General features: G+C 62.7%; 39 protein-coding genes. 10 read left to right on the top strand and 29 right to left on the bottom strand.

The window, feature by feature from the left end:
- Positions 1-41: 41 nt before the first annotated feature.
- On the bottom strand, positions 42-500 hold the full coding sequence (locus IHQ72_RS30125) for a hypothetical protein (protein WP_258119194.1): 459 nt from the start codon (positions 498-500) through the stop codon (positions 42-44).
- Positions 501-660: 160 nt separating this feature from the next.
- Between IHQ72_RS30125 and IHQ72_RS30120 the strand changes: the two genes are divergently transcribed.
- The 3 genes from IHQ72_RS30120 to IHQ72_RS30110 all read left to right on the top strand — a co-directional run bounded on the left by IHQ72_RS30120 (position 661) and on the right by IHQ72_RS30110 (position 3,826).
- Complete coding sequence (locus IHQ72_RS30120; RefSeq protein ID WP_258119192.1) at positions 661-1,623, top strand: L-threonylcarbamoyladenylate synthase; 963 nt, start codon at positions 661-663, stop codon at positions 1,621-1,623.
- A gap of 18 nt (positions 1,624-1,641) precedes the next feature.
- Positions 1,642-3,072, top strand: a complete 1,431-nt coding sequence (locus tag IHQ72_RS30115) for an FAD-binding oxidoreductase (RefSeq protein ID WP_258119190.1) — start codon at positions 1,642-1,644, stop codon at positions 3,070-3,072.
- A gap of 184 nt (positions 3,073-3,256) precedes the next feature.
- Positions 3,257-3,826 (top strand): DUF6101 family protein, encoded by a 570-nt coding sequence (locus IHQ72_RS30110; protein WP_258119188.1) that lies wholly within the window; start codon positions 3,257-3,259, stop codon positions 3,824-3,826.
- 169 nt (positions 3,827-3,995) lie between these two features.
- Here IHQ72_RS30110 and ubiA read toward each other — a convergent pair whose 3' ends face one another.
- Positions 3,996-4,979, bottom strand: a complete 984-nt coding sequence (gene ubiA / locus IHQ72_RS30105) for a 4-hydroxybenzoate octaprenyltransferase (RefSeq protein ID WP_258119186.1) — start codon at positions 4,977-4,979, stop codon at positions 3,996-3,998.
- A gap of 205 nt (positions 4,980-5,184) precedes the next feature.
- On the opposite strand from ubiA, the gene purD reads away from it, so the two are divergent.
- On the top strand, positions 5,185-6,462 hold the full coding sequence (purD, locus tag IHQ72_RS30100; protein ID WP_258119185.1) for a phosphoribosylamine--glycine ligase: 1,278 nt from the start codon (positions 5,185-5,187) through the stop codon (positions 6,460-6,462).
- A gap of 20 nt (positions 6,463-6,482) precedes the next feature.
- Here purD and IHQ72_RS30095 read toward each other — a convergent pair whose 3' ends face one another.
- Together IHQ72_RS30095 and IHQ72_RS30090 are read right to left on the bottom strand one after the other, a co-directional pair.
- On the bottom strand, positions 6,483-7,589 hold the full coding sequence (locus tag IHQ72_RS30095; protein WP_258119184.1) for a glycoside hydrolase family 25 protein: 1,107 nt from the start codon (positions 7,587-7,589) through the stop codon (positions 6,483-6,485).
- Positions 7,590-7,758: 169 nt separating this feature from the next.
- On the bottom strand, positions 7,759-7,989 hold the full coding sequence (locus IHQ72_RS30090) for a hypothetical protein (protein ID WP_258119183.1): 231 nt from the start codon (positions 7,987-7,989) through the stop codon (positions 7,759-7,761).
- Between the two features lie 209 nt (positions 7,990-8,198).
- On the opposite strand from IHQ72_RS30090, the gene IHQ72_RS30085 reads away from it, so the two are divergent.
- Positions 8,199-9,968, top strand: coding sequence for an acyl-CoA dehydrogenase family protein (locus tag IHQ72_RS30085; protein ID WP_258119182.1), 1,770 nt, complete (start codon positions 8,199-8,201; stop codon positions 9,966-9,968).
- Positions 9,969-10,021: 53 nt separating this feature from the next.
- Positions 10,022-10,780: a crotonase/enoyl-CoA hydratase family protein gene (locus IHQ72_RS30080; protein ID WP_258119181.1), complete on the top strand. Its 759-nt coding sequence runs from the start codon at positions 10,022-10,024 to the stop codon at positions 10,778-10,780.
- Here the strand turns inward: IHQ72_RS30080 and pdxH are convergent.
- The 24 genes from pdxH to IHQ72_RS29960 form a co-directional block, all read right to left on the bottom strand.
- A complete protein-coding gene (pdxH, locus tag IHQ72_RS30075; protein WP_258119180.1) occupies positions 10,777-11,385 on the bottom strand; it encodes a pyridoxamine 5'-phosphate oxidase in 609 nt (202 codons plus the stop codon). The two genes, IHQ72_RS30080 and pdxH, sit on opposite strands and share 4 nt — an antisense overlap.
- A gap of 64 nt (positions 11,386-11,449) precedes the next feature.
- The gene (locus IHQ72_RS30070; RefSeq protein ID WP_258119179.1) at positions 11,450-12,583 is read right to left on the bottom strand and encodes a tyrosine-type recombinase/integrase; all 1,134 of its coding nucleotides are present in this window, start codon (positions 12,581-12,583) and stop codon (positions 11,450-11,452) included.
- Positions 12,584-12,605: 22 nt separating this feature from the next.
- Complete coding sequence (locus IHQ72_RS30065; RefSeq protein WP_258119178.1) at positions 12,606-12,845, bottom strand: helix-turn-helix transcriptional regulator; 240 nt, start codon at positions 12,843-12,845, stop codon at positions 12,606-12,608.
- Positions 12,842-13,300, bottom strand: a complete 459-nt coding sequence (locus tag IHQ72_RS30060; protein ID WP_258119177.1) for a hypothetical protein — start codon at positions 13,298-13,300, stop codon at positions 12,842-12,844. The genes IHQ72_RS30065 and IHQ72_RS30060 overlap by 4 nt, the downstream gene beginning before the upstream one ends.
- On the bottom strand, positions 13,300-13,584 hold the full coding sequence (locus IHQ72_RS30055) for a hypothetical protein (RefSeq protein WP_258119175.1): 285 nt from the start codon (positions 13,582-13,584) through the stop codon (positions 13,300-13,302). The genes IHQ72_RS30060 and IHQ72_RS30055 overlap by 1 nt, the downstream gene beginning before the upstream one ends.
- On the bottom strand, positions 13,581-14,297 hold the full coding sequence (locus IHQ72_RS30050) for a hypothetical protein (protein ID WP_258119174.1): 717 nt from the start codon (positions 14,295-14,297) through the stop codon (positions 13,581-13,583). The genes IHQ72_RS30055 and IHQ72_RS30050 overlap by 4 nt, the downstream gene beginning before the upstream one ends.
- A complete protein-coding gene (locus IHQ72_RS30045; RefSeq protein ID WP_258119173.1) occupies positions 14,294-14,659 on the bottom strand; it encodes an HNH endonuclease in 366 nt (121 codons plus the stop codon). The genes IHQ72_RS30050 and IHQ72_RS30045 overlap by 4 nt, the downstream gene beginning before the upstream one ends.
- The gene (locus tag IHQ72_RS30040; protein ID WP_258119172.1) at positions 14,656-15,141 is read right to left on the bottom strand and encodes a DUF1367 family protein; all 486 of its coding nucleotides are present in this window, start codon (positions 15,139-15,141) and stop codon (positions 14,656-14,658) included. The genes IHQ72_RS30045 and IHQ72_RS30040 overlap by 4 nt, the downstream gene beginning before the upstream one ends.
- The gene (locus IHQ72_RS30035) at positions 15,138-15,641 is read right to left on the bottom strand and encodes an ASCH domain-containing protein (RefSeq protein ID WP_258119171.1); all 504 of its coding nucleotides are present in this window, start codon (positions 15,639-15,641) and stop codon (positions 15,138-15,140) included. The genes IHQ72_RS30040 and IHQ72_RS30035 overlap by 4 nt, the downstream gene beginning before the upstream one ends.
- Positions 15,638-15,841, bottom strand: coding sequence for a hypothetical protein (locus IHQ72_RS30030; protein WP_258119170.1), 204 nt, complete (start codon positions 15,839-15,841; stop codon positions 15,638-15,640). The genes IHQ72_RS30035 and IHQ72_RS30030 overlap by 4 nt, the downstream gene beginning before the upstream one ends.
- Complete coding sequence (locus tag IHQ72_RS30025; protein WP_258119168.1) at positions 15,838-16,200, bottom strand: hypothetical protein; 363 nt, start codon at positions 16,198-16,200, stop codon at positions 15,838-15,840. Before IHQ72_RS30025 ends, IHQ72_RS30030 begins: the two co-directional genes overlap by 4 nt.
- Entirely contained in the window at positions 16,197-16,475 is a 279-nt protein-coding gene (locus IHQ72_RS30020; RefSeq protein ID WP_258119166.1) for a hypothetical protein, read from the bottom strand. Before IHQ72_RS30020 ends, IHQ72_RS30025 begins: the two co-directional genes overlap by 4 nt.
- Positions 16,472-17,410 (bottom strand): phage Gp37/Gp68 family protein, encoded by a 939-nt coding sequence (locus IHQ72_RS30015; RefSeq protein ID WP_258119164.1) that lies wholly within the window; start codon positions 17,408-17,410, stop codon positions 16,472-16,474. Before IHQ72_RS30015 ends, IHQ72_RS30020 begins: the two co-directional genes overlap by 4 nt.
- A 1-nt stretch (position 17,411) precedes the next feature.
- A complete protein-coding gene (gene bet, locus IHQ72_RS30010; RefSeq protein ID WP_258119162.1) occupies positions 17,412-18,494 on the bottom strand; it encodes a phage recombination protein Bet in 1,083 nt (360 codons plus the stop codon).
- A gap of 29 nt (positions 18,495-18,523) precedes the next feature.
- On the bottom strand, positions 18,524-19,159 hold the full coding sequence (locus IHQ72_RS30005) for a 3'-5' exonuclease (RefSeq protein ID WP_258119161.1): 636 nt from the start codon (positions 19,157-19,159) through the stop codon (positions 18,524-18,526).
- 40 nt (positions 19,160-19,199) lie between these two features.
- On the bottom strand, positions 19,200-19,613 hold the full coding sequence (locus tag IHQ72_RS30000; RefSeq protein WP_258119159.1) for a hypothetical protein: 414 nt from the start codon (positions 19,611-19,613) through the stop codon (positions 19,200-19,202).
- Positions 19,613-20,710, bottom strand: a complete 1,098-nt coding sequence (locus IHQ72_RS29995; protein ID WP_258119158.1) for a hypothetical protein — start codon at positions 20,708-20,710, stop codon at positions 19,613-19,615. The genes IHQ72_RS30000 and IHQ72_RS29995 overlap by 1 nt, the downstream gene beginning before the upstream one ends.
- Positions 20,707-20,988: a hypothetical protein gene (locus tag IHQ72_RS29990; RefSeq protein ID WP_258119157.1), complete on the bottom strand. Its 282-nt coding sequence runs from the start codon at positions 20,986-20,988 to the stop codon at positions 20,707-20,709. The genes IHQ72_RS29995 and IHQ72_RS29990 overlap by 4 nt, the downstream gene beginning before the upstream one ends.
- On the bottom strand, positions 20,985-21,134 hold the full coding sequence (locus tag IHQ72_RS29985; protein ID WP_258119156.1) for a hypothetical protein: 150 nt from the start codon (positions 21,132-21,134) through the stop codon (positions 20,985-20,987). Before IHQ72_RS29985 ends, IHQ72_RS29990 begins: the two co-directional genes overlap by 4 nt.
- Positions 21,135-21,190: 56 nt before the next feature.
- Positions 21,191-21,421, bottom strand: coding sequence for a hypothetical protein (locus tag IHQ72_RS29980; RefSeq protein ID WP_258119154.1), 231 nt, complete (start codon positions 21,419-21,421; stop codon positions 21,191-21,193).
- Complete coding sequence (locus tag IHQ72_RS29975; RefSeq protein WP_258119151.1) at positions 21,421-21,618, bottom strand: hypothetical protein; 198 nt, start codon at positions 21,616-21,618, stop codon at positions 21,421-21,423. The genes IHQ72_RS29980 and IHQ72_RS29975 overlap by 1 nt, the downstream gene beginning before the upstream one ends.
- Positions 21,615-21,881, bottom strand: coding sequence for an Ntn hydrolase family protein (locus IHQ72_RS29970; RefSeq protein WP_258119150.1), 267 nt, complete (start codon positions 21,879-21,881; stop codon positions 21,615-21,617). Before IHQ72_RS29970 ends, IHQ72_RS29975 begins: the two co-directional genes overlap by 4 nt.
- Positions 21,881-22,111, bottom strand: a complete 231-nt coding sequence (locus IHQ72_RS29965; RefSeq protein ID WP_258119149.1) for a hypothetical protein — start codon at positions 22,109-22,111, stop codon at positions 21,881-21,883. Before IHQ72_RS29965 ends, IHQ72_RS29970 begins: the two co-directional genes overlap by 1 nt.
- Positions 22,111-22,452, bottom strand: coding sequence for a hypothetical protein (locus IHQ72_RS29960; RefSeq protein ID WP_258119147.1), 342 nt, complete (start codon positions 22,450-22,452; stop codon positions 22,111-22,113). Before IHQ72_RS29960 ends, IHQ72_RS29965 begins: the two co-directional genes overlap by 1 nt.
- Before the next feature lie 125 nt (positions 22,453-22,577).
- Here IHQ72_RS29960 and IHQ72_RS29955 point away from each other — a divergent pair, with 125 nt between their 5' ends.
- Entirely contained in the window at positions 22,578-23,012 is a 435-nt protein-coding gene (locus tag IHQ72_RS29955) for a MarR family transcriptional regulator (protein ID WP_258119145.1), read from the top strand.
- A gap of 124 nt (positions 23,013-23,136) precedes the next feature.
- On the opposite strand, the gene IHQ72_RS29950 is transcribed toward IHQ72_RS29955, so the two are convergent.
- Positions 23,137-23,487 (bottom strand): helix-turn-helix domain-containing protein, encoded by a 351-nt coding sequence (locus tag IHQ72_RS29950; protein ID WP_258119144.1) that lies wholly within the window; start codon positions 23,485-23,487, stop codon positions 23,137-23,139.
- Positions 23,488-23,623: 136 nt separating this feature from the next.
- Between IHQ72_RS29950 and IHQ72_RS29945 the strand changes: the two genes are divergently transcribed.
- The 3 genes from IHQ72_RS29945 (at position 23,624) to IHQ72_RS29935 (ending at position 25,653) form a co-directional block, all read left to right on the top strand.
- A complete protein-coding gene (locus IHQ72_RS29945; RefSeq protein ID WP_258119143.1) occupies positions 23,624-23,806 on the top strand; it encodes a hypothetical protein in 183 nt (60 codons plus the stop codon).
- Entirely contained in the window at positions 23,803-24,918 is a 1,116-nt protein-coding gene (locus IHQ72_RS29940) for a DUF2312 domain-containing protein (RefSeq protein ID WP_258119142.1), read from the top strand. The genes IHQ72_RS29945 and IHQ72_RS29940 overlap by 4 nt, the downstream gene beginning before the upstream one ends.
- Positions 24,919-25,296: 378 nt before the next feature.
- Positions 25,297-25,653 (top strand): hypothetical protein, encoded by a 357-nt coding sequence (locus IHQ72_RS29935; protein WP_258119141.1) that lies wholly within the window; start codon positions 25,297-25,299, stop codon positions 25,651-25,653.
- The last annotated feature ends 159 nt before the right edge of the window (positions 25,654-25,812 follow it).

Genomic DNA, 25,812 nt, shown 5'->3' with positions numbered 1-25,812 from the left:
TGAACCAGGCGGCGCGCGAGCGCCGTCCTGGCCTCGAACGCCTATCTGGCCTGGTCAATCTCGGGAATGGGCGTTGGTTGCGGCGTTGCGGGCTCAGGCGGGCTGTTCGTTGCCGTTATCTTTTTGTCGGATCTGGTGGCCGCCCCAGGTGCTGCGGCAGCGGTTGTCGCGGCAGGTGCGGCGCTGGGGGCCGGCTTTGCGAAGGCGTTGCCGACGATGCCGCCGCGAATGATCATCGGGCTTTCCATGAAATCATGCTTGGGCTTGGGCTGGCTCGGGATCGCAGCAACTTTTTCATAGGTGACATCGGGCACTGGTTCGCCGAGCGCCACGATCGATGGCGTCGAGGAGCTCCCAGCCACCTTCACCGGTTCAGGCGCGCCGAGCTTGACGACGGATGTCGTCGAGGATGGTGCACCGAGAACAACGAAGGACGAAGCCTGTGCTCCGCCCACCGCCAGAGTGAGACCAAGCGCTCCCAGGATACGCACCCAGACCATGAAAATTCCCCTTGCCCCAACAAGCCGGCACCATACCGTCCGGGAATTGATGCGGGCTTGCGAGGAAAGCTAGCATTTTAGCGATTGGCAATTCGCTAACAACCGGACTTGCCCCGCAAACGTCACCGTATTACGCACCCACATCTGTGAGGTGATAAGAGTGGCTGAGATACTTGCCGCCGGCGAGGCGATGGAGCGGGCGCTGGCGCTGCTCGAAGGCGGCGATGTCGTCGCCATTCCGACGGAAACCGTCTACGGGCTGGCCGCCGACGCCACCAATGGCGTGGGCGTGGCGCGCATTTTTGAGGCCAAGGGCCGGCCACGCTTCAATCCGCTGATCGCCCATGTTGCCGATCTGGCGATGGCCGAGCGCATCGCGCTGTTCGATCCGCTGTCGAAAAGACTGTCGCAGACATTCTGGCCGGGACCGCTGACGCTGGTGCTGCCGCAGCGGCCTGGCAACGGCATTCATCCGCTGGTCACCGCCGGGCTCGATACGATCGCGCTGCGCGTGCCGAAAGGCTTTGGCGGCGAACTGATCGCCCGGCTCGGACGCCCGCTTGCCGCGCCCAGCGCCAATTCCTCAGGCAAGATCAGCGCCACGACGGCCGAGGCAGTGGCGGCCGATCTTGGTGCAAAAATCAAGCTGGTGGTCGATGGCGGCGCGACGTCGGTCGGGCTCGAATCGACAATCGTCAAGATCGAGGGCGGAAAGCTGCGGCTGCTGCGGCCAGGCGGCATTGCCGCCGAGGAGATCGAAGCGGCCGCCGGCATGACGCTTCTGCGCGGTGCGGCGGGCATCGAGGCGCCGGGCATGCTCGCCTCGCATTACGCGCCTGGTGCTGCGGTGCGGGTCAACGCCGCAAAAGTCGCAAGGGGCGAAGCCTTGCTGGCGTTCGGGCCCCGCCGTGCCGAAGGGTGGCAAGGCGCTGCTGCCTTGCGCAACCTGTCCGCGACCGGCGACCTGCGCGAGGCCGCGACCAACCTCTTTGCCCATATGCAGGATCTCGATCGCAGCGGCGCCAAGACAATCGCCGTCGAGCCGATCCCCTTCGACGGACTGGGCGAGGCGATCAACGACCGGCTTTCGCGCGCCGCCGCCCCTCGTGACAAGATCGATTGAGCACCATAGTTTCCAGCTATGAACGACATCTCAAGGGATATCGACCCCGCCCTCATCGATCGCTTTGCCGCCATCGTCGGCGACAAATATGCACTTCGCGACCAGCAGGATATCGCGCCTTACCTCACGGAGAGACGCGGCCTGTGGCATGGCCGGACGGCGCTGGTGCTGAGGCCGGGCAGCGTCGACGAGGTCAGCCGCATCATGCGGCTGGCGACCGAGATTGGAACGCCGGTCGTGCCGCAAAGCGGCAACACCGGGCTGGTCGGTGCGCAGGTGCCTGATATGTCGGGCCGCGAGATCGTGCTGTCGCTGTCGCGGCTGAACCGCATCCGCGAGATCGACATCCTGTCCAACACGGTCACCGTCGAGGCCGGCGTCATCCTGCAGACGCTGCAGGAAGCGGCCGATGCCGCCGACCGGCTGTTTCCGCTGTCGCTTGCTGCGCAAGGCTCCTGCCAGATCGGCGGCAATCTCTCTTCCAACGCCGGCGGTACCGGTGTGCTTGCCTATGGCAATGCGCGCGAGCTCTGCCTCGGCGTCGAAGTGGTGCTGCCGACCGGGGAGGTGTTCGATGATCTGCGCAAGCTGAAGAAGGACAACACCGGCTACGATCTGAAGAACCTGTTTGTCGGCGCGGAGGGCACGCTCGGCATCATCACCGCCGCCGTGCTCAAGCTTTTCCCCAAGCCCAAGGGGCGCGAGGTGGCCTTTGCCGGCCTGTCGTCACCTGAGGCGGCACTGTCTCTGTTCAGCCTGGCGATGGATCGCGCCGGTGCCGCGCTCACCGCGTTCGAACTGATCGGCCAGAGGCCCTACGACTTTACGCTTCAGCACGCGCCAGGCGTCGTGCGGCCGCTGTCCGGGGATTGGCCGTGGTATGTGCTGATGCAGATCTCTTCGGGCCGCTCGGCGGAGGATGCGAGGGCCCTGATCGAAGAGGTGCTCTCAGCCGGCCTCGAACAGGAGATCGTCGGCGATGCGGTGATTGCGGCGAGCATCACGCAGGGCGATGCCTTCTGGAATTTCCGCGAGGTGCTGCCCGAGGCGCAGAAGCCCGAAGGCGCCTCGATCAAGCACGACATCTCGGTGCCGGTGGCGGCCATCCCGCAATTCATCGAAAAAGCGGCCGGCGCCGTGCAATCGGTCAGCCCGGGCGCGCGCGAGGTCTGTTTCGGCCACATGGGCGACGGCAATCTCCACTACAATATCTCCCGGCCGGTCGGCGGCGATGACGAAGCGTTTCTCGGGCTCTATCACGCCATGAACAAGGCCGTGCATGATGTCGTGCGCAGCTTCCACGGCTCGATTTCGGCCGAGCACGGCATTGGCCAGCTGAAGCGCGATGAATTGATCGCGACGGCGCCGCCGATAGCGATCGAATTGATGCGCAGGGTGAAGACGGCCTTCGACCCGGCCGGCATCATGAATCCCGGTAAGGTTATCTGATCCTTTCGATGTCTTGTGAATGGTCGCATTCCGATAACCATCCCCTTGAGATCAGCAAAATTTAACCGACTTTCTTAAGCGCTGCGATAAGAAGCCCGCGCTAACGTTTCCCCACAACGAGGCTGGAAAAACCGGCCCGGAGAACCGGAAGACCGGCTCTCAGGAGAGACAGGAAAGGCACAATATGAACACTGGACTGAAGCCAGTCTGGGCCGGGCGCAACATGCGCCTCGACCCATTCCGCCTGCCGCAGGTGGTGAGCTACGCCACGCGCGACGATTATGGCGACGTTACCTTCACCATCGACCACCGTGGCGCCGTCATTCGCCGCATGCTGGAGATGAGCGGCGTGCCAGCGTTCATCGCTCTGCCTGCCAACGCGTTTCGTGGCGTGGCCGCCCGCGCGATGGAGGATCCGGATGGCAATGTCACGGTGACGCTGGAGCTTCTGCACAATGATCCGATGCTGTCGGTGCCGCTGCTGGTGGCCGACGATCTCGAGGATGTCGCCGCCGACTGGCGCGCCTGGGCCGCTGCCTACCGCCTGCCGATGCTTCTGATCGAATCGGACGGCGTCGCCCGCACGCTGGAGGAATCGCTTGGCGCCGCCATTAAGACGCTGCCGGCGCAGGACCGCCGCAAGGGTCGGGTTTCGACCACGCGTCGTCCGCGCTTCCTCGCCCGTCGCAGGGCCGGCGAACTCGGCCTCAGGCTGGTCATCGGCGGCCAGGAAATTATTTCGCGCGACGAATAGTGCGAGCGCTCTCCCTTCTCCCCTTGTGGGAGAAGGTGGCCTCGCGAAGCGAGGTCGGATGAGGGGTGCTCCAGGGAACACCAACGCCTCATTCCTTCCAGCACCCCTCATCCGTCTCGGCGCTGCGCGCCGATCCACCTTCTCCCGCAAGGGGAGAAGGGAACGGTCCCTACACCAGCGGCTTTAGCGCCACCCACAGCCCACCGCCGATCAGGCCGAGGAAGACCAGCCAGCCGACCTGGTTGTTCGACCTGAACAGAAGCATGCACTGGTCCGGGTCGTCGATGTCCAGCACTGCGATTTGCCGCGCCATATGGGCGCCGGCGGCGATCAGCCCGGCCAGCGCCGGCACCGGCGCCTGCGCCGAGGCGAAGGCGATGGCGAAGCAGACCAGCGCCCCGCCATAAAGCCCGAAGAGCCAGATCTTGGTGTTGTCGCCGAACAGGCGTGCGGTCGAACGCACGCCGACGATGGCGTCGTCCTCCTTGTCCTGATGCGCATAGATCGTGTCGTAGCCGATCACCCACAGGATCGAGCCGATATAAAGCATGATGGGCGGGCCATCGAGATCGCCGAATTCGACCGCCCATCCCATCAGCGCACCCCAGGAAAACGCAAGGCCGAGAACCAGTTGCGGCCAGTTGGTGAATCGCTTCATGAATGGGTAGATGGCGACGACAGCGAGCGAGCAGATGCCGAGCAGGATGGCAAAGCTGTTGAACTGCAGAAGCACAGCGAGTCCAATCAATGCCTGGATAACGAGAAACGCCCAGGCCTGCCGGCGCGTGACCTTTCCCGCCGGCAGCGGCCGCGAGCGCGTGCGTTCCACCTGGTTGTCGATGTCCTGGTCGACCAGATCGTTGTAGGTGCAGCCGGCGCCGCGCATGGCGATGGCGCCGATCAGGAACAGCACGAGATACCATGGCGCCGGCAGCAGCGAGAGCAGTGGATCAGTAGGGCGTGGATAGGCACTTGCGGCAAGGGCTGCCGACCACCAGCACGGCCACAGCAGCAACTGCCAACCGATCGGCCGATCCCACCGGGCAAGCTGCGCATAGGACCACAGCCAGCGCGGCAGAATGCGGTAGACCCAGTGGCCGCTCGGCGCATCGGCGACGCGGCCCTGGGCAGCTTTCGATTGGATGGGTTCCATCGTGCTGAAGTGGCAGCAGAGGCGAACGCCGTCAAGCATCAAGCCAAATGGTCATGCCGTAAAATATGGTAGACGGCGAACCAGCCTTCCCCGTTGATGCCCGACGTTCCCGTGCGCAATTTGTCCCAAACCATCCAAATGTCTTGACCCATCGTCCGGGGCGCAATAGCGCAGTCCTCATCGTGGAATGGCAAGGGATCTGGGCATGCGTGTTTTGTTGATCGGCTCCGGCGGCCGCGAACATGCGCTGGCCTGGAAGATCGCGGCCTCGCCGCTGCTGACGAAGCTTTACGCGGCGCCGGGCAACCCAGGCATCGGCCAAGAAGCCGAGCTGGTGACGTTAGACATTGCCGATCATGCGGCGGTGGCCCGGTTCTGCGCGGAGAAAAAGATCGACCTCGTCGTGGTCGGCCCGGAACGGCCGCTAGTCGCCGGCATTGCAGACGACCTCCGCGCCGCGAACATTCGCGTCTTCGGCCCGTCCAAGGCGGCGGCGCGGCTGGAAGGCTCGAAGGGTTTCACCAAGGATCTTTGCGCGAAATACGACATCCCGACCGCCGCCTATGGCCGTTTCGGCGACCTTGCGTCGGCCAGGGCCTATGTCGAAAAGATGGGCGCGCCGATCGTCATCAAGGCCGACGGCCTCGCCGCCGGCAAGGGCGTCACCGTCGCCATGAAGTTGGCCGATGCGTTGGCTGCACTCGATGCCTGTTTCGACGGATCCTTCGGACAGGCCGGCGCGGAGGTCGTGGTCGAGGAGTTTCTCACCGGCGAGGAGGCGAGTTTCTTTTGCCTGTGCGACGGCGCCACTGCGCTGCCGTTCGGCACCGCACAGGACCACAAGCGCGTCGGCGACGGCGACATCGGCCCGAACACCGGCGGCATGGGGGCTTATTCGCCGGCTCCGGTGATGACGCCGGAGATGATCGACCGCACCATGCGCGAGATCGTCGAGCCGACCATGCGCGGCATGGCCGAACGTGGCGCGCCGTTTTCGGGCGTGCTGTTTGCCGGGCTGATGATATCAGGCGAGGGGCCGAAGCTGATCGAATACAACACCCGTTTCGGCGACCCGGAATGCCAGGTGCTGATGATGCGGCTGAAGGACGACCTCCTGGTCCTGCTCAACGCTTCTGCCGACGGCCAACTCGCGCATACCTCCGCGCGCTGGCGCGACGAGGCGGCGCTCACCGTGGTGATGGCGGCAAGGGGTTACCCCGGCACGCCGGAAAAGGGCTCGGTCATCCGCGGCGTGGAAGAGGCCGCGGGCGATGGCGTCGAGATCTTTCATGCCGGCACCGCAATCAATAGCGGCGCGCTGGTCGCCAATGGCGGCCGTGTGCTCGACGTCACGGCCGTCGGCGGCACGGTCGGCGAGGCGCAGAGACGAGCGTATGCGGCGCTCGACCGGATCGATTGGCCGCAAGGTTTTTGCCGCCGCGACATCGGCTGGCAGGCCGTCGCGCGCGAGCAGGCGCGCTGACGCCGAACGGCTTTCAGCTTTCAGCGCAGGCCACGGTCGAACTCGGTTGATGCAGTGCTGACCGGATCGCTGGCGGCGGGCGCGGCTTCAACGGCTGATGCGGAGGGCTTTTCTTTCCGCGTCCAGGCCACATATTCGGCAATCCCGCGCGGAAGGCGCAGCAACGTCTTCACAGCAGGCATTTGAAAGCTGCTGCGGAACTTGGCCCAGCGGGCGCTGAACATGGCGATCATTTCGGAGAAGGTCGGTGATGCCACCACGGTGGCGTAGGTGATGGCATTGCCCGCAAGGCCGGCCTCGCGCGAGAGAGGCACCGGTATCGAGGCGAGGTAATCCGGCTGCGCATCGATCAGGCCGCCGAAGGGCCATTGCGCGCGCAATGTGGCGGCATCCATCGGTGCGACATTGACGTCGATATCGTTGCGCGTGCCGGCCACCCGGTAAGGACAGCGGAACCGGCCGCAATTGGCTTTTGCCGAAAACTGCCAGAGTGCGTAGCCTTGCCAGTTGCCCATCGGGAAATGCACGCCGATGTCCGGCTTGTAGCGCGCATACCAGAGCGGCAGCCGCGACAGGAGCCGGTATTTGTACTTGTTGTCGGCGATGTGCCTGGCGGTCTTGCCGTTGGTGTAGAGCACCGGAAAGCGGCCCAGCCGCCGATGCACATGGCGCACGAACTCCTCTGCATCCTCGAGCGACATCCATTTCGTGGGGTCGTCATCCTCGATGTCGAGTGCAAGCAGGTCATCCGGACCAGGTTTCGCGAAATTGATGAAATTATTGGCCTGTCCGACAGGGTTGCCGGGGCGGGCGAGATGATAAGCGCCCCATTTCAGGCCGAGCGCCTTGGCCACCACCTTGCGCGTCTGGAACAGTTCCTGTGCCACCGCATGGCGCTTCCACAGCGTCTTGCAGAGCCGCGTCTCGGTCTCGTCGCCGAAACAGAAATAGGCTGGCGGCATCCCGTCGGACGCCTTGTTGATGAAGCCGACGATCCGCTTGTCGGTCGCAAGTTCAGCCCAATCAATGGGATTGTATTCGTAGGCGTCGATCACCAGCGCCCGGTCGGCATCGTTCCACGGCGCGGAGAAATCCGAGGCTTGTGTCGGCCCCAACACCATTGTCATCGCGGTCGCGACGACGAGGAGTCCTAGGCGGCGAAGAGGGTGCGCCGGCGGCTTCAAACAGCAGATCCTTGCTGGCCAAAACCTGATCCTGAACCGCCATGGTTAAGGAAATACTTTCGGCGGTCCGCGGCGAATGCCGCAATTCTGCCGGTGGTGGCTTTACTGGCCATCAACGGAGGGAGAGCGGCTGGAACGGGTCGGGCGCCGGCGCTTGCGGCAGCGTTCCCTCAGGCTGGCGCTTGCGGTGATGGGCCAGCGAGCATTGCGGCGAACACAGAATGCCGCGATCCGACCAATAGGCGGCGCCGTCCTCGATCTTGCCCCGATGGTACCAAAAACCTGCCGCTCGATAGGGCAGGCCGCATTCGATGCAGCGATAGGCGTCAGGTCTGGCGAGCACGGGCGGTCCGATCCGGTATTCTTGATCCGTCGCCGGTCGACTTGTCCGGCTTTTTGCCGATTTTAGCGTGAACAGCTCCAATTGCAAAATCCGCGTGACAAAAATTGACGTTTACGTAAAAGAAGGTGGGAGAGGCGACCCAATAGCGAATGGTTTTGTGTCGGCACGGATATTAAGTTTCCCTGCCGGACAGAGAAGGAGCGAGCGGCATGTATCGGGCACCGGTCGAGGAAATCGCTTTCACGCTGAAGTATGTGGCCGGCCTGAAGCCGGCGCTTGACGCCGGCACCTTTGGCGACCTTGGCGAAGATCTCGTCGACGCCATTCTGGCGGAAGCCGGCCGCTTCGCCAGCGAAGAGGTCGCGCCGCTCTACAAGATTGGCGATGAACAAGGCGCGGTGCTGAGCGGCGCTGCCGTCACCATGCCGCCCGGGTGGAAGGCGCTTTATCGCCGCTGGATCGACGGCGGCTGGAACGCGCTGTCCGCACCGGAGGAATTCGGCGGCCAGGCACTGCCGACCATGCTGGGGGTGGCGGCGCTCGAAATGTGGAACTCCGCCGCCATGGCCTTCGGCATCGGCCCGACGCTGACCATGGGCGCGGTCGAAGCACTCGACAAGCACGCCTCACAGGCGCTGAAGGCCAAATACTTGGAAAAGCTCGTCTCCGGCGAATGGATGGGCACGATGAACCTGACCGAGCCGCAGGCGGGCTCGGATCTGAACGCCTTGCGCGCCCGCGCCGAGCCGGCCGGCGACGGCACCTACCGCATCTTCGGCCAGAAGATTTTCATCACCTATGGCGAGCACGATTTCACCGACAACATCATCCATCTGGTGCTGGCGCGGCTGCCGGACGCGCCGGCCGGCACGCGTGGCCTTTCGCTGTTTCTGGTGCCGAAATTCCTTGTCGGCGACGACGGCGCGCTGGGCGCACGCAACGACGTCTTCTGCTCCGGGCTGGAGCACAAATTGGGCATACACGCCTCGCCGACCTGCACCATGATCTATGGCGACGGTTTCGAAGGGACCGCCCCCGGCGCGATCGGCTGGCTAATCGGCGAGGAAAACAAGGGGCTCGCCTGCATGTTCACCATGATGAACAATGCGCGGCTCGCCGTCGGCATGCAGGGCGTGGCGGTTGCCGAAACGGCCACGCAGAAGGCGCTCGCCTACGCCAATGACCGCCGGCAAGGCAAGGCTGCAAGCTATGACGGCAACGGCATGGCGCCGATCGTCCATCACCCGGACGTGCAGCGCAACCTCCTGACCATGAATGCGCTGACCCAGATTGCGCGCGCCATCAGCTATTCCTGTGCGCATGCCATTGACCACGCGCGCGTATCCGTCGGCGATGAAGCCACCCACTGGCAGGAACGTGCCAATCTGTTGACACCGCTGGCCAAGGCCTTTTCCACCGATGTCGGCGTTGAGGTCGCCTCACTCGGGCTGCAGGTTCATGGTGGCATGGGTTTCATCGAGGAGACCGGTGCGGCAGCACTTTATCGTGACGCGCGCATCGCGCCGATCTACGAAGGCACCAACGGTATCCAGGCGATCGACCTGGTGGCGCGCAAGCTGCCGCTTGGCGGTGGCGAGCATATGCATGGTTACATCGCCGAACTGAAAGCGGTTGCCAATCAAGTGCGGACCTCAAATCTTCAGGGTTTTGGTCGCACCGCCGATGCTCTCGACAAGGCGCTCGACGAGCTCGGCCAGGCGACGCGTTTCCTGCAAGGGCTGCTTGCCGACGGGCGTTCGGACGAGGCGCTGTCCGGTGCGACGCCGTATCTGCGGCTGATCTCGCTTGCGGCGGGCGGCGCCTATCTGGCACGCGGTGCGCTTGCCGACCAAAGCCGCGTCGCCCTTTGCCGTTTCTTTGCCGAAAACCTGCTTGGCGAGGCGGGCGCGCTGAAGGAGCGCGTCATTGGCGGCGCCGAAAGCCTTGCGGCTGCCGGCAAGACACTGATGTCTGCCTGACATCCACAAGGTTGACGTTTCACAAAAGCCAGGCGTTTCACAAAGGATCACCCGTGACAGACCATATCCTCGTCGAGCGACAGGGCGCCATCCAGATCATCCGCATGAACCGTCCGGACAAGAAGAACGCCTTGACGCGCGCCATGTATGCGAAAATGTCCAAAGCGCTTGCCGAGGGCGACGCCGATCCGGCGATCCGCGTCCACGTCTTCCTCGGTGTTTCAGGCGCCTTCTCGTCGGGCAACGACCTCGCCGATTTCATGGTCGTCGCCACCGGCGGCGACGGCGGCACCGAAGTCTGGGATTTCCTGATGGCGCTGGCCAGGGCGGAAAAGCCCATGGTCTCCGGCGTCGACGGCATTGCGGTCGGCATCGGCACCACGCTCAACCTGCACTGCGACCTGACCTTCGCCACACCGCGCACAATGTTCCGCACGCCCTTCGTCGATCTCGGCCTGGTCCCCGAGGCGGGGTCGAGCCTTCTTGCGCCGCAGATTCTCGGCCGGCAAGGCGCCTTCGCGCTGCTTGGCCTCGGCGAGAGCTTTTCGGCCGAGCGGGCGAAGGCTGCCGGACTGATCTACGCGGTGGTCGAGGAAAACGAACTCGAAGCCTCCGTGCTTGCAGCGGCCGGCCAGATCGCGGCCAAGCCGCCGCAAGCGCTGAAGATCGGGCGGGACCTGATGCGCGGCTCGCGTGAGGAGCTCGTTGCCCGCATCGGCCTGGAAAGCGAGCATTTCCGCGAGCGGCTCAAATCCGACGAGGCCCGCGCGGCCTTGATGGCCTTCATGACCAGGAAGAGAGCTGGTAATTAGGGATAAAGCCTTGTCTTGTCCCAGCCGCCCTTGGCGTTGCGGGAAAAGACGACGCGGTCGTGCAGCCGGAAAGGTCGGTCGTGCCAGAACTCGATCGTCTGCGGCACGATACGGAAGCCCGACCAGTGTTTCGGCCGTGGGATCTCGCCGATCGCATGGCGCGCCGTGTATTCGGCAACGGCCTTTTCCAGTGCGAAGCGGCTCTCCAGCGGCCGCGATTGTTTTGAGGCCCAAGCGCCGATTCGGCTGCCGCGCGGACGCGTCGCATAATAGGCGTCCGCTTCCGCCTCGGTAACGATCTCCACCGGCCCGCGCGCGCGCACCTGCCGGCGCAGCGATTTCCAGTGAAAGCACAATGCCGCCTTCATGCTGCCAAGAATCTCGCGGCCCTTGGCGCTCTCGAAATTCGTATAGAACACAAATCCGCTTTCATCGAACCCCTTGAGCAGCACCATCCGCACATTCGGCATGCCCTCGGCATCGACGGTCGCCAGCGCCACGCTGTTGGGATCGTTGATCTCACTCTTCGTCGCGTCGTCGAGCCATGCGGCGAAGAGGCGGAATGGCTCGGCAGCCTCAGTAAAGTCACCGCTTGCTTCTTGCATATTGAACGATTCCAATGGTTTGGAAACAGGTTTCCAAAAGGGTTCCAAAACAGGTTTCCAGCGGTCATTCCACGGCCGAGATCTTCGGCCGGCGCCGGGCTTCCTCGATCTTCGTTACCTTCTCCATGGCCTGCACCGCAAGCCTGGTCTGTGAGGCTTCCCGGCTGTAGAGCTCGGCGTAGGCGATGTTCTTGTGGCCGAGCATTTCCATCAACTGTCGCGTCGATGCGTCTGACTCGGCCAACTTGACGCCAAGGGCCTTGCGCAGGCCGTGCATGGTGTACCCTGGTGCGATCCCGGCTTCCCTGCACCAGTCAGCCATGGCTGTGCTTAGGGACCCGTCTGTGTAAGGTTTGTCGCGCGACGACACCAGAACCGTCTTTTCCGGGTCACGCGCCAGCGGCGCCAGCTCGCGCGTGAGCATCGGGGTCATTGGCAGGAACATCTGTTTCCCCCGCTTGCGCCCCTTGAACTGGACAAATTCGAAGCCGTCGACGGTGTGGATTTCCCCGTCGGCTGCAATGTGCTTCGTTGTTTGGTGATCCCAGCGAAGCCGGGTGATGTCGCTAACGCGATTGCCAAGCCAAAGCGCCAAGGCATAGGCGGTGCGCTGCCGGGTGCCGACTCCCCATCTGGCCTCGTATTTCGCCATGATCTCGAGCGGCCACGCTTTGTGACCATCGGTCTGTGGGTTCCGCGTCATCTTGTAGGTCGGATCGACCTCTATCCATTCTTCGTCGATTGCCACCATGATCAGCTTTCGAAGGCAGATCAGCACGATACGCTCCATGTGCGGCGTGTCGCGGAAGGCGGACAGGATCGATTTAACATGGGAGCGCTTCAGATCTTCCACGGGGCCATCACCGAGAACGGTCTTGCCGCCGGCCGGCATCGATAGGATGCGCTCAATCGTCTGCTGGTAGCGGGTGCTGCTCTTGTCATCAAGCACCAGCCATTCATCGGTCTTCTTCAACAGGCGATAGGCGGCTTTGAGGCTCTTCGGACTGGCGCTGCCGGGCATTTGCACAACTGGCGCTGGCCGTCCAAGGATGGCGTTGTCATAGGCTTCGTCGAACTCCGCGGTATGCGGCGTGCCCGGCAGCATAACGTCCTTCTTGCCGCTTCTGCGCAGGCGCCAGCGTATCTTGCCATGACGCGTCGTCATGTCGGAAACGCCGGGGTAGTCTGGATGCTTCATGGCGGGGACCATAGCGCGCCATCTATTTCACGGAATAGAGGCCGTCGAAGAAATTTTTGTGGCCATCTTCGGGGATATCGGTAAAAGCGAGGTCTACTGCCACGCGATCCCACACAGTTCGGCCGTCCAAGCGCTTCGGCTTCGGCATCCGGCCGTCCTTGACCATCTCGTCGAACTTGGTTGCGCCAACGCCGATGTAGCGCGCTGCTTCATCTCGAGACAGCCCACGCGGCGGATATGCGATCGGGTCAGCCCGCGTCACTCTGCCCTCCATGCAAGGGAACGGGCGGCGGCGTGTTCTTTAGCGGCACGGACTGCGGCCTGGTACTTCGCCATTCGATCATTGTAACCGCACTGGCAAGGGAAATTCCGGTTCTCCTTGAATAGGCATCCGTCGTAATGCTTGTCTTCTTGGAACAGATCACAAATGATGCCGGACAGCGTTTCATGATCCGCCTCAGCCTTGAGGGCGCGCGCTTCGAGTTCCGCGCATCGTGCGCTGAGCGTTGCATTGGTGATCGCAAACTTGATCGACCCATCCCGCAATTGAGCTATTTCAGCTTCAAGGGCGGCAATGTGGTCTTGCAGGGTGCGGTAGTCAGCGGCCGTCACATATTTTTGCGGGCAATCCCAATCGGTGCAGGGGTTGCCTATCCTTTTCAGCGCACCGCAACCAGGCTTCGCGCAGCGATCGGACGGGGATGTATCGCCGGTCATCAACACACCTCATCGAAATAGTCGTTCAGCAGTCGGTCGGTGAACGGCGGTGCGTCTTTCAGCAGAGCTTCCATTTCGTAGTGTTCGCCCGTGCAGACGGTTTGGAGATCGTCATCCGAGAGAGCCGACAACCATTCGTCGATTGCCGGCAGAATCTCTTCGGGTTGCCGCTCAAGGAACCTTGCTAGTTCACCGAGCATCTTCTTCTCAGACCGCATGCGATTGATGCCGCCGTTATCATAGGCGATTTCAAGTGTGGCTCGTTTGATGCCTGGATATTTCATCTCCCGCTCCCAGAATTAGAGGCGGCGAGAGGAAGCGCACCGAACAGGTAGCAGTTCCAGTTTAGATTGGACTTTTCCCAATGCTCTCGGGCGTCGGCCTCATTTTCGAAAGCTGCTATCCCAACTCTCGCGTCCTCATAATAGACGATGAATTGGCGCGGCTGGTGCTCACCGTTCTTCAACGGCTGGCACCACCCATTCACCGCTACAGCAGGGGCGAGGGCGGCGTCACGAAGGCCGCGCTCATAGCCGAGTTCCTCGATCGTGCGAAGTTGCTGTTGATGCCGTGACGTTTGCGCGTAGTATGCCTTGGCGCCGTCGGTCGTTTCCGTCTCCATGCGCTGCATCATTTCGTTGCAGTCGTCTTCAGCGCGGCGAAGTGCGGACAACAGGCTGCGTTCCGCCCCCATCTGGATTTGGCACGCCGGCTCGCACATCTCGTCACGGCCGAAATGGTTTCGGGCGCACCGTTCGTTGGTGAACACCTCATCGCAATGAAAGCAGCGCCACCCCTTCGCCACAGCAGGAACAGGCTGTGATGCGAGAGCGGCGAGATAGGCGCGGATGGCCTTTTCTGCGATGAGGTCGTGCCCGGCCTCTACGGTGTCATCCTGCCAATATCGGTCTATCTCGGCGGTGACGGCTGATGTTGCGGCGGCCAATCCTGCCGGGTTCAGGCTTCCCTCAGAGGGGGCAGATGTCGGGTCGGTCATGGCGATGTCCTCGCGGTGTAGAGCGACCTACGGGCAGGCATGGCCTTCGGTGCTGGCTTCTCGGGTTTTGGGAATGGAGCGGATCGGATGGACTGCTTCGGACGGATGGCACCAGACGCCTTGTCGCGCGCTCTATCAGCCTTCCTGGTGCGGCGGATGTCGTCTGCCGTCTTCTCGGCATGGCACACGCTGCAAAGAACCTGTGCGTTCGCCAGCACCGGCTCCCCGCCTAGAATGTCGGGCAGGATGTGATCAACTTCGCCCTCGCGCGGCTTAAGCGCCGCGGTGCACTTCTCACACTTGCCGGCGGCGCGAGCGAGCGCGGCCTGCTTCACCTTGCGGGAAAATTCGCGGCGGCTCACGCTGCAGCCCGTCCCATGTGGTTGGCCTGGCTGGTGAACCGGCCGTCGACAATCTCGATGATCTGGTCGCGGAGCTTTTCCCAATTCTCGCCGTCGCCGAGCAGGCGGTGGCAGATCGCGAACACGGCCCGCTCGAAAAACCGCAGGAACGCCGCCTGGTCCATGCTGACGAAGGCGATCGACTTCGGCACGTAATGCGGATTGCCCATGTGGTCGATCGAGGTCTTGACATGGCCGGTGGCGTATTTGATCCAGTCGAGCAAGGTTTCCTCGTCGCCCTCCCATGCGCCGCCGTCGATGACGTGGCGCATCAGCAGGAAGAGCATCCGGTGATGCCGGACGTTTCGCGGGGTGTGGATCTCGGTCAGGACCTCCTTGCCGCGCTTCATGGCTTGGAGCATCTCGACGCCGTCGAGGTCGCAGGGCACCAGGCAGTGCATGCCGGCGATGACGTCGTGGCGGAAGGCGGCTTTGGAGGTCATTCGCGCCAATCCCATAGACCTTGCGCTCCGCGCGCGGGAATCGAGGCAACCGGCTGAATGTCCAGCATCGGCCAGCCCCAATTGAACGTGCCGTCGCGGTCGCTGTCGTTACCTGCGTTGTCGCCAAATTCGACGGCACAGGCATCGCCGCGCTTCGGTTCGCCGACTACCGCCGTGCAGACGACGCAGGAGTGAGGCAACGTCAGCCCCTCCTTTGTGCCGAACAGCGTGTCAGGCGATTTCTTGAGAGCGTCCAGCACACGCTCGAGCACAGGCAGCGCCACATCCTTCCGCAGGCACGGATTGGTCATGTTCTCGTCGCCGTGCAGAGCCCGAATGAGAGCTCGAATCTCGCTCGCCTTGATCGGGCGCGCGCTGGCGTGGATGGCGAGGCGCTGGCCGATCAGCCACTTAGGCGGTTGCCAACCACGAAACTCATAGGGCTTTGCGCCGATCGCTATCAGCGTAGCCCAGGGCTGAAAGATGGTCAGCGCTTTCATGGCTTCTCGTCCTTTTCAGGTGTGCTTGCGTGCATGAACCCACCGAATAAAGCGGCTGCCAAGACCACGACGAGGGTTCCTGCGATTGGGCCGAATGTGGTGAAAAGCCACATTTGAGCCGTAACGATCATGATGACGACAACTGCCAGCAGAAGAGTTCCAAAAAACCCGACGAAGAATTTTTCTGATGCTGGGGTCATGCTGATTCCTCTGGCTTGATGGTCAGAGTCGTGACGCCAAGCGCCCGCACATTGCCGCGCCATCCCGAATAGGGGCTCATGACGATCGCCTCGCCGTCGGGATCGTAGTTCTCCAGCACATAGGCGGCAGCGATCAGCCGATCGGCAGGCACCACGCAACTCGTGTATCCACCGCCATGTTCCTTGGCGTGGGTTTCGGCACGCCGGTTTTCTGCCTTCACCACGGCTGTGGCCTCGACCATTTGCGCCAGCGAAACGCCTTCGAGCGAGCCGACCTTCGACGGCTCCGCCAGACCCATTGCAAAGAACGCACGGTAATTGATCGCGCCGACGATCTTCTCGGCCTCGTCATAGGTCATCGGATTTCCCTCACGCTGAAGCTTGGTCGTTTCTTTTTCTCGTCGACCTCGTCGCCGAGCACGAGCACAGGAAGCCGAAGCTCCTGCGCGTCGACCGACAGCGTCGGATGCGTCCAACTGACGCCCATGGGCAGGTCGCAGCGGAAGACGAGCGGCTGATCGCAGTTCATGCACTTGCCGGTGATGTCGGCCTGCTTGATCGTGTCGTCCTCGATCCGGGCGACCTTGACGTTGAACTGGAAATCCAGATGCGGGCATTGCGCGGAGCCGCTCATGCTGGCACCGCCGGTCTGGCGTTGTGCTCGACACCGTCGAGCAGGCGACCGGAGCGGGACTTACCGAGGCGGTAAACATCAGGCTCGTCGGCGCGGTGCATCTCCTCGCTCCGTCGCGGCGTGACTCGGCCATAATCCCAATGCGCCGGCTGACCCCAACTGTCGTCGTAGTATTCCGCGACTTCCTCGGTCCTGGTCGGCCGGTGATCGGCGCATTCTCCTGGTGCCCATTCGCCATTCTGCTTGTGGTGGTAGGCCACGCCGGCAGCCGCGCATTGATCGCGGATGTCTCTGAACCAGTCGGGATGCGTCGGCCGCGCCTTGTGCCCGCCCTGGTCGGTCTCACCTCCGGTGATGACCCAATCGATTCCGTCGATGTCGCCGCCGATCGGCCCTAGAAGCGGTTCGCAGGAGAGAAACGCGAATGCCGGATGCAGTTCTAGCCCCGCATCGCGCAGCGCCGGCACGTTGATATCGAACCGCTTCTGATCCTCGACCGTCGTGCCGATCGCCGCGTTGCGCGGCCATGGCAGATCGAAAGCCGAGCCGTACATCCGAACGATGTTTTGCGGACGCTTTGTGAGCAGAAGCCACACGAGGCTTCGCGTTGCTCGGATCAGTTCGAACAGATCGGTACGCCATGCAGTCGGCACTTGGTTATCGAACACGTCGGCCAGCGAGGAGCAGAACACGAATGGCCGGGTGCCGTCAGCGGCGGCCTTCTTGTTCCACCGAATCGGCTGTTGCCAGTTGCCGGCCGATGTGCGGACGCGCGTCCCGTTGCCTTGCCCAGGCGCGCCCCACTGGACGCGACCATAGCGCTTATCCATCATCGCTTCGGCATAGCAGCCGTCACAGGCAGGCGAGACTTTCGTGCAGCCGATCCACGGGTTGAAGGTGTGGTCGCACCACGAGATTGCAGTGATCTCTCCCATGTCAGCCCCCGTTGATCGGGTGCTGCTTCAAGGCAGCACGCTCTTCCTCGCTCATGCTCACCCGGTCGAAGTGGCGCGACATGATCGAAACCAGGCGGTCCCAATCTGGCGGAAACAGCGTCTCCTGCAGGTGGACAAACTCGGAGTGGACCTCGCCCCAATCGCCTTCGTCCTGGGCCTTGCTGAACCGCTCTTCGGCGTCTTTCAGCATGTCGTCGGGATTGGCGAACTCGGCCTTGGCCGGCGCCGTTGCGGCCTTCTTGGCGGCCGGCGGTGGCGGTGCGACGATCTCTTCCTCGACCAGTTCGCCAGTCTCGCCGTCGAAAACCTCGCCATCGATCTCGACGGGTTTCTCGGTCGGCGCGGCGATCTTCGCCGTAGGCGCTGGCGGCGGCGCAGGCGGCATCGTTGCCTCATGCTCGATGAGCGTGCGGCCTTCCATCTCTTCGGCCGCGTACATCGAGCCGACCTCTTCGGGGAAGGCTTTGCGCAGCGCGGCGGCCTCAACGCACTTGTCCAGCTGGCCGCGCGGGCGCTTGCCCCACATGTCGTTGGGAACCTCCATCTTGCCGAGCGAGGCGTAGGTTTCTTCCCAAAAAATCTTGGTGTGAAACGCCGCCTTCTCGCCATGGACCCAGCGGTAGACGACGACACTCGCCCACTCGGGATAGCGGACCTTCTTCGTGACGGTCTCGGTGCCGACCTTGCGCTTGTTCTCCCACTTGTCCTTTTCGCCGGTGAACTCACGCTCAATCATCGGCCCGAAGATCACTTCGTCTATGCCGCCATAGTCGCCGGTGCGCGCCGCCGTGGTGCGGATCTCGGATATTCCAGGCCAAACCGATTCGACCATCCTGCCGAGCGCTGCCGACCACATGGGCACAATGTGTACCGGCTTTTTGTAGATATCGAGCTTGCGGGCGCGGCAGTAGGATAGCGCCATGGAGATGGCCTCGACGGTCTGCGCCGCCGGGAATATCTGGTCGACGAGAACCCGCCACTCAGCGGCCCCGATTTCGAACTCCTTGGCGAGCGACGCGGCGATCGGCAAGCGGGAAGGCTGAAGGACAGTGACGGCGTTCATTGTTGCGGTTCCTCTCGCAGTGGCGGGTTTCAGGCGGCAGCCTGGTCGGGATGATTTTTCGCGTAATGGATCGCCGGCTCGGGCAGTTGGCCGGCCGCGTGCATCCGCTTGAATATCTCGGCGGTGACCCGCATATCGCCGCCGGCAGAGTGCGGCGCATCGTTCACAAGGCCGAAGTGGACGCAGACGTCATCGAGCTTTGGAAAGCCGCCTTTGCCGCTCGCCTTCTTGACGCCAAGCTTCATGCTGGACCGCATCAGGCAGATGTTGGGCGTCCGCTCGAACATGTCGTCGCGGCCGGCGCGCCGGAGCTCTCCGCGCATTTGCTTGCAATCAAACTGAGCGTTGTAGGCGACGACGACGTAGCCCTCGTCGATGATCCGTTGCCACTCATCGAGTACTTGCGCGACCGGTACGCCGTTCTCTTCCAGGAACCCGGTGGTCAGGCCATTGGCGGCGGTCGCCTCGCTGGTCATCTCCCAGCCGTCCGGCTTCACGTAGAGCCGCACGTCGCGTTCCTCGACAAGGTTTTCGTCGAGCAGGATGACACCGAGCTCAGCGAGCCGCGGCTGGCTCGGATCATCGGCAGGCACAGGCTTGCCGTCGGCATCCTTGTAGCGAAAGAACCCGTTTGTCTCGACGTCGAAGATTGCATATTTGGTCATGCGGCTGCTCCTGATGGCCCTTGTGGGCGGGGTTGAAAGTTCAGAAAGGGAGATCGTCGTCGGGGTCCGTCGCGGCGACAGGTGCCGGGTCAGGTGGTGGCTCGACAGGCTCGGTAGATGGCGCGATCGGCTGCGGCTCCATCTCGGCAGGCGCAGCATCGAGATCGAGGCGCTGCACCTGCGGCGCATACCAAGTCGCGTAATTGCCGTCGCCGAACGACACCCAAAGATGATCGTCGATGGTCGCCAGCACCGTTGCATGAGTGGTAGACTTATCGGGGCGCCACACTGTGTCGCCGACGACGATGTCAGGGCGAACCATGGTGAGGTCTGAAATCTCGACAAAAATGTCGCTGTACGGCTCGATCCGAACCTTGATTTTGCCTTCGTGGATGTAGTTGCCGTTGATCACGCCTTGGATCGACACGCGGTCGAGTTTGCGAAACTTTGCCATCACGCGGCCTCCTCATGCCGATCTTCCACGACCTTCATTCCGGCCGGGATTGTTGCGTCCTTGGTGTTGGCGAGGCGGTGCGCGAGGACCTCGACGGCCTCGCGAATGCCGGGTTCGTCCTTCAGCGCGTCGAGCAGCGCGTAAAAGTCGGTGATCTGCGCCTTGTAGTAGCGGCGCTGGTTGGCAGTCAGCGATCGGCCGGCGGCGCCGCCGACCTTGGCGAGGACCTGCTTGGGCTGGACCTGCTTGACCTCGATCTCCTCGATCGGCGTGGCGGTGAGTTCGGCCTGCTCTTTGGCCCGCCTGTTCAATTCGGCCTGCTTGACCGCGGCCTCCTCGATCGCGATGGCCTCGAGGCGCGCCTGTTCGGCTTTGAGGAAATTCGTCACCTTGTCGGCGCCGAGCTTTATGCCGTCGGCCGCCGCCTTGATCGACGGATTGAAAGCAGCATCGACGATGCGCCCGCCTTCCAGCCAAGGCTTCTTGGCGACCTCATGTTCCTTCTCGCCGCGCGATTTCAGTGCGCGCAGCCGGTTGACGCACTCGCCAACCTTCTCGGCCGTATCCTTGTCGGTGACCGGCTTGGCGGTCAGTGTGCGCAGCAGCGCGTTCTCGGCCTTGACCTGTTCGGCGATGTCATGGCCGAGCGGCGGCCCGCCATTGTCGCCAGCGGCCACAGGCACGCCAGGCACGCGCACGGATGGCGCGTTGGCGACTTCCTGCGGCGCTGGCGCCGGTTCGGGCTCCTTGGGCGGCTCTACGACCTTCTCGACCTTGCGCGCCGGCTTGCCGTCGCTCCATTCGCCGGTTTCGAACGCCTTCAGATATTCGGCGTGCTCGACCGCGACGCAGTGAAACCAGCCGGAGCCCTCGAAATCCCAAAACTTGTCGGTCTTTTGCTCGATCGGCTTCTGTCGCCCGATCTTGAGCAACAGCAACGTGTCGTCGGCGTTCATCCACATCGCCACCGGATAGTCCGGCTTGGTCTTGGCGGCATTCATCCGGTAGAAGCCGGCGAGGTCGCGGCGATCGGTGTCGCGGGCGTTGCAGCCCGGGTTCACAAGCTCTTCGCGCCAATAGGCGTAAAAGTCGGTCATGCCGCCATCCTCCTGATTTTCCTGTCGTCGTAGATTGCGAGCCACCACGCGATGATTGCGGCCCGGTAGGGCTCGCCGACGCGCTGGTCGTTCGGGTCGCTGGCCTCGCGCTCGATCCAGCGCAGGCGCTGCGTGTGGTCGCCGAGGTAGATCATCATGCGGAAGGCGTCGGCGATCTGCATGTCGACCGCGTAGGAGCCCGTCGAGCCGGTCGGCGGCACATCTGCGTGCCACTCCGACCACGTCGCCAGGGCGTCGATGATGCTGGGTTCGGTCATGCGCGTGCGGCCTTCCTGTCGTTCTGCCGGGCGGTGTCGCGCGCCGCACGAATGGTGCGGTCGACCTGGTCCTCGCCGACGGTCAGAAGGTTGGAGATATCAGCGGTGCAGAACTGCCCGCTCGACCACAGGACGATTGCCGCCATGGCGAGATCACCGGAGAGGAATCCGCCAGACGGGCGGTCTTTGCAGCGGCAGGCGCTCACGGCTTTGCCCTTTCGGCCAGCATGGCGTCGGCGTAGGCGTAGGCCCGCTCGGCGCTACCGATGATCGACGGGCGGCAATTCGGCGTTGCTGCGAGATCACCCGCAAGCGCCTGCCCAGCGAACCAGTCACGAAGGCTCATGCCAAAGCAGTGCATCGGGAGATCGTAGGACGGGTGATCTTCCGTAGAAGGGAAGGCCGGCCCACCGTTGTCGCGCGACGCGGTCATCAGATCAGCCCCTTATCGAGGGCAAGCCGCTCGGGCATGGTGATGGTCACGAAATTCTTGTGGCCGTCGTTGCTGATTTCGATCTGAGACTTCGGCAGCCAGACTGCATCCGCGCGGTGTGCCGTCTCCGACACCAAGACCGCCTTATCCGTCTCGGCATGTCGCACCATGGCAATGTCGACGAGGTCAGATTTCATGGCTGCACCGGCTTCGCGATGTTCGTGATGAACTCGGCTATGCCGCCGCCACCGGGTCCGAACGCCTTCTCGATCGCCTCGCGCCCGATGGCCTTTCGTGCCGCTTCGATGCCTTCCGGCGTCGTCATGTCGAAGGTGGCAATCGGCTTTGGGCCGTCCGGAAACTGACGCTTGTATTCGGCGTTCGCCTCACTTTCGCAGTAGAGGCAGCCTCTGCCGCGGCAGAAACGGCAGTCACGGTAACGCTTCCCATCGAACCTCATCAGAAAATGTCCTCCGGCCAGTCGCGCTCGCGCTCCCGATCGTCGCGACGCGCCTCCATGAGTGCGTCAGGGTCCGGCTGGCTCTCTTCCCAAGCGCAGACGCCTGCGCCTTCCATGTCGCATTGCGATTGGTGCCAGGCCCCACACTCAGGGCAGATCTTGCCGCCTCTGGATTCGTGCTCCTCTTCGGGGCACATCAGCTTCCAAGCGTCGTAGCCGGGGAGGTTCATCACAGCTTCTCCCTATCGCGATAGTCGGAATAGCCGTCGGGGCTGTGCTGGAAGTCGACGAGGTCGTCGCGGCGCGTCACCTGCGACAGCGCGAACTCACCATCGGCATAGGCGACGAAGGCTTTAAGCACCGCGAAGTCGGCAGGGTTTAGCATCTGCGCGAAGCGGTTGCCGCCATGGACCGATGCGGAAATCTTCCCGGCGGCACGGGCCATCGCTGTCAGGCGTTCGGCCTTCTGCTGCCCGAAGTCGATGACGCTCGGAGCGATGTTGATGGACGGCGCGGCGCACTTCGCCAGCGTTTGGGAAAGCAGTGTGACCTGGGCGGCGATAGCGTTCATGTCCGGCTCCGTTGTGTGGAGCCATTATGCACGCCATAGCGTACACGTCAACGGGCATCGCAAAAAATCGTACGCCATGGCGTGCAAAATTTCTTGCACGAACCGATTTAGTTCGGTACATTAGAATGAGCGTAGGAACCGGCCGATTCCGTTTACTGTTGAACGGCTGGGATTGTGGAGGAAGGTGCGTGCAGAACGTATCGCCCAGCGAACGCCGCCGCAGGGCGGTCGTGCTTCGCTTCATGTTCGAAATAAGAAGCGCATGGATAGAGGAGGGGGATCCTGTCGACGTGACATGGATCATCCTTGCCATCCATCTGGGCCAATACGAGGGGCGCCCGCTTTCCGTAAGCGACATCGCCACCCTCACGCTTATCCCCAGGACGACCGTCCATCGACACGTCAATGAGCTCAAGGCTCAGGGGCGGGCGAATGTCATCCGAATCGGGCATCGAACCGTGCCGATCATGATTTCACCGGAGCGGAAGCCAGCCTTCTTTGAGACGCTGATCGCCGCGATCAAAAGGGCGGCCGACCTACTGTCTAGTTTGGACACTTAAACGATATGAAACCGGGCGAGAACCGGTTACAAGCGGCGGTTTTGGCCGTCTGGCGGGGAAAGCATGAAAAAGACATTAGAAGCCTTTGCGTTGTTCACGCGACTTCAGCCAGGGGATCAGCAAATCATCCTTGTGGAGCTTCGTCGTCTGGCGGCGTTGAAGGCATCTTCTTCAGCAAACCAAGAAGGCTGTCCTTCGCCTCTTCGTCGAGACGCGAAAACAGAACCAGCATCTCTTCTGCTTCTGCCGTCATTCGAGCCCCTGTGAAAATATAGGTTATGCTGACGCCGAGCGCCTTGCACAGCTTGGCGACGACATCGGCCCCCGGCGCCTTCCCGTTCTTCATCATCTGCTGCACATAGTTGCGGCCCTGCTTGGCCTCGAGGCTGATTTCGCGGTACGACCGCCCGCCATTTTTGGCTGTCTCGATCGCGTCCCGTAGCCGTCCCCACCATTCATCATCATCGTTAGTCATTCATTATCTATAATCAAATTCACGCCGAAGCGTGTGCACTTTATTTCGTTCGCTCCAACCGTGTTGACAGCGTACGCTAAAGCGTGCTAATTCTCGCGGCATGGCTAAATCGCTCATCTCCGAAATCGAAACTTTCATGACCGAGACCGGCCTGTCCGCGTACCGGTTCGGCATCCTGGCGGCCAAGAATGGCCGGCTGGTCGAACGGCTCCGCAATGGCGGCCGCATCTGGCCCGAGACCGAATTGGAGATCCGCGCCTTCATGATGTCGCGTCGCCGCGACAAGCCGACCGCGCCATCCCAGGAGCAGGCAGCATGAGCCGCAAACCCAAAATCACACAGGGAGCAGACGACGTGACGACCACATCGCAAACCGTCGCTGCCGGCCAGTTGCGCGCCTTCGTCGATCGCATCCTCCGGCTGCGCGAAGAGCAGGACACGATCGGCGACGACGTGAAGGAAGTCTACGCCGAGTTGAAGGGTGTCGGCTTTGATCGCACTGCTGTCGGCGCTCTGGTCACTGAGCTTCGCCGCAAGGCCAAGGACGGCGAGGCCGCGATGCTCGAGCGCAACGCGATTCTCGACCTCTATCGGACCGCTTACGATGCAGCAGCTGCCAAGCCCTCGCATACGCATGCGTATGCGCGCACGAGGGGCGAAGGCAAAAAGCCAGACCTGAAGGTTGTCGGGAAGCCCGCCGATGGCGGCGCCGACATCATGATGAAGCACACCAACATCGCGTCCGACCTGCCGCCTCACGACGCTGAGACGGGCGAGATCTTCGAACAGCCGGAAACGGCTCAACCGGCGTCCATGGTGGTAGACGGGGACAGTGCGGAGGGCGACGGTCCTTTCCAAGCCAGTCTGTCGACATTCCACCCGGAGGATAGTCAGGAAGGCGAGAGCGACGGCTCGAACCTTCCGTCCTCCGCAGCCATTCCGTCGCAGACCCAAGCAGACGATGCCGTGCCGTCTGGCGACCAGAGCACGGCCACCATTCCCGAAGCGAAAGCCTCCGAAGACAACGGTGGGACCAGCGCCATTGAGGGCGCCCCCATGACGGGAGAGGCAAGTAGGCTGAGCGTCGGCGGCGGTACCGACGCAACCAATTCCGAAATTAAACCTGACCCGTCCCTTTCGGGGGCTCACGACGGCGAGCCCAAGCCAAGCCCGGCACCGAGCAGCGCTAAAAGCGAGGGTGCCAATAGCCTCGTCGGTCAGGTCGGCGAAGAGCCGGGTAGTCATGTCGGGAGCAATGCCGGGCAAGCCGTCACCAAAACATCCGACGCAGATGTCCCGGCCTTCCTGAAGGTAGGCTTGGCGAAGTCGATCGCCGCGCTGCGTCCACATTGCCTCAACCCTTCGGAGTGCGCCGGCTACGGCCGGGTGCACTGCCACAAATGCACGACCGCCATGGAGGCCAAGTCGTGATGTCATTCCTGCCGCCGCATCCCCCCGCCCAACCGCCCGCGACGGCAGGAGTCCGCGGGAACGCCGAGACGCTGACCAACCCCTGTCACTCCGGCGTTCCCGCTTCCACCTTCAACCAGAGGAGGGGACGACTCCCGGCTGAAGTCCTTGTTTTCGTCCTGCGGTGCGCACCTTCTGACAATGCGCATCGCAATATCACCGAACCTCTCCATCGCCATCCAACTGTTGTTCCTGTTCTTGGAGGCCATACCCATGCATCCGTTACGTGCATGGCAGTCCCGTGTTTCCCGCGTTGCTGCCAACCAGAACCCGCCGCTTTTTTCGCTTCGGGTGATTTCGAACCGCGAGGATCCACGAGATCAATCGTGGAGCGAAACCGTGTTCATATCTGCCCAATCCAATCCGCAGACTTGCGGGAACCTTCCCGCAGAGTTGTTCGACCTGGCCGGCCTCATCGGCTGGCTTCGGTGCAAATTCCCGACCTCGACCGGCTATCACGTCGAAGCCATGACCGGCATTTCCAGTGCCAGCGTCGACAACTGGCTGCAGCGACGATCACGCCCGTCGGCCGAGCATTTCTCCCTGTTGCTGTGTGTGTACGGACCGTCGCTGTTCAAGGCGGCGGTCAGGCGACCGGCTGAGTGGGTCGATCGGGCCGTCGAGGCTGAACGCCTCGTCGAGATCGATCAGGAGTTGACCCGGCTGACGTCCGAGCGGGCCACACTGGTGAGGTAATCCGGCAACCTTCGATGCCGGTTCAACGTGAAAGAGGAACACGGCATTGACGTTAAGCAGGCTTACCATCGTCGAAGCACTCGGAAGCCGTGGCGGCCACCATATGGTCGCCTGCTCTTGCGAGTGTGGCTCGAAGATAACGCTTCGCCGGTCATCGGT

Source organism: Mesorhizobium onobrychidis, from assembly GCF_024707545.1.
GTDB classification, from domain to species: domain Bacteria; phylum Pseudomonadota; class Alphaproteobacteria; order Rhizobiales; family Rhizobiaceae; genus Mesorhizobium; species Mesorhizobium onobrychidis.
Note: the sequence above shows the minus strand (reverse complement) of the source record. Positions and strands in the feature narration are given on the sequence as shown.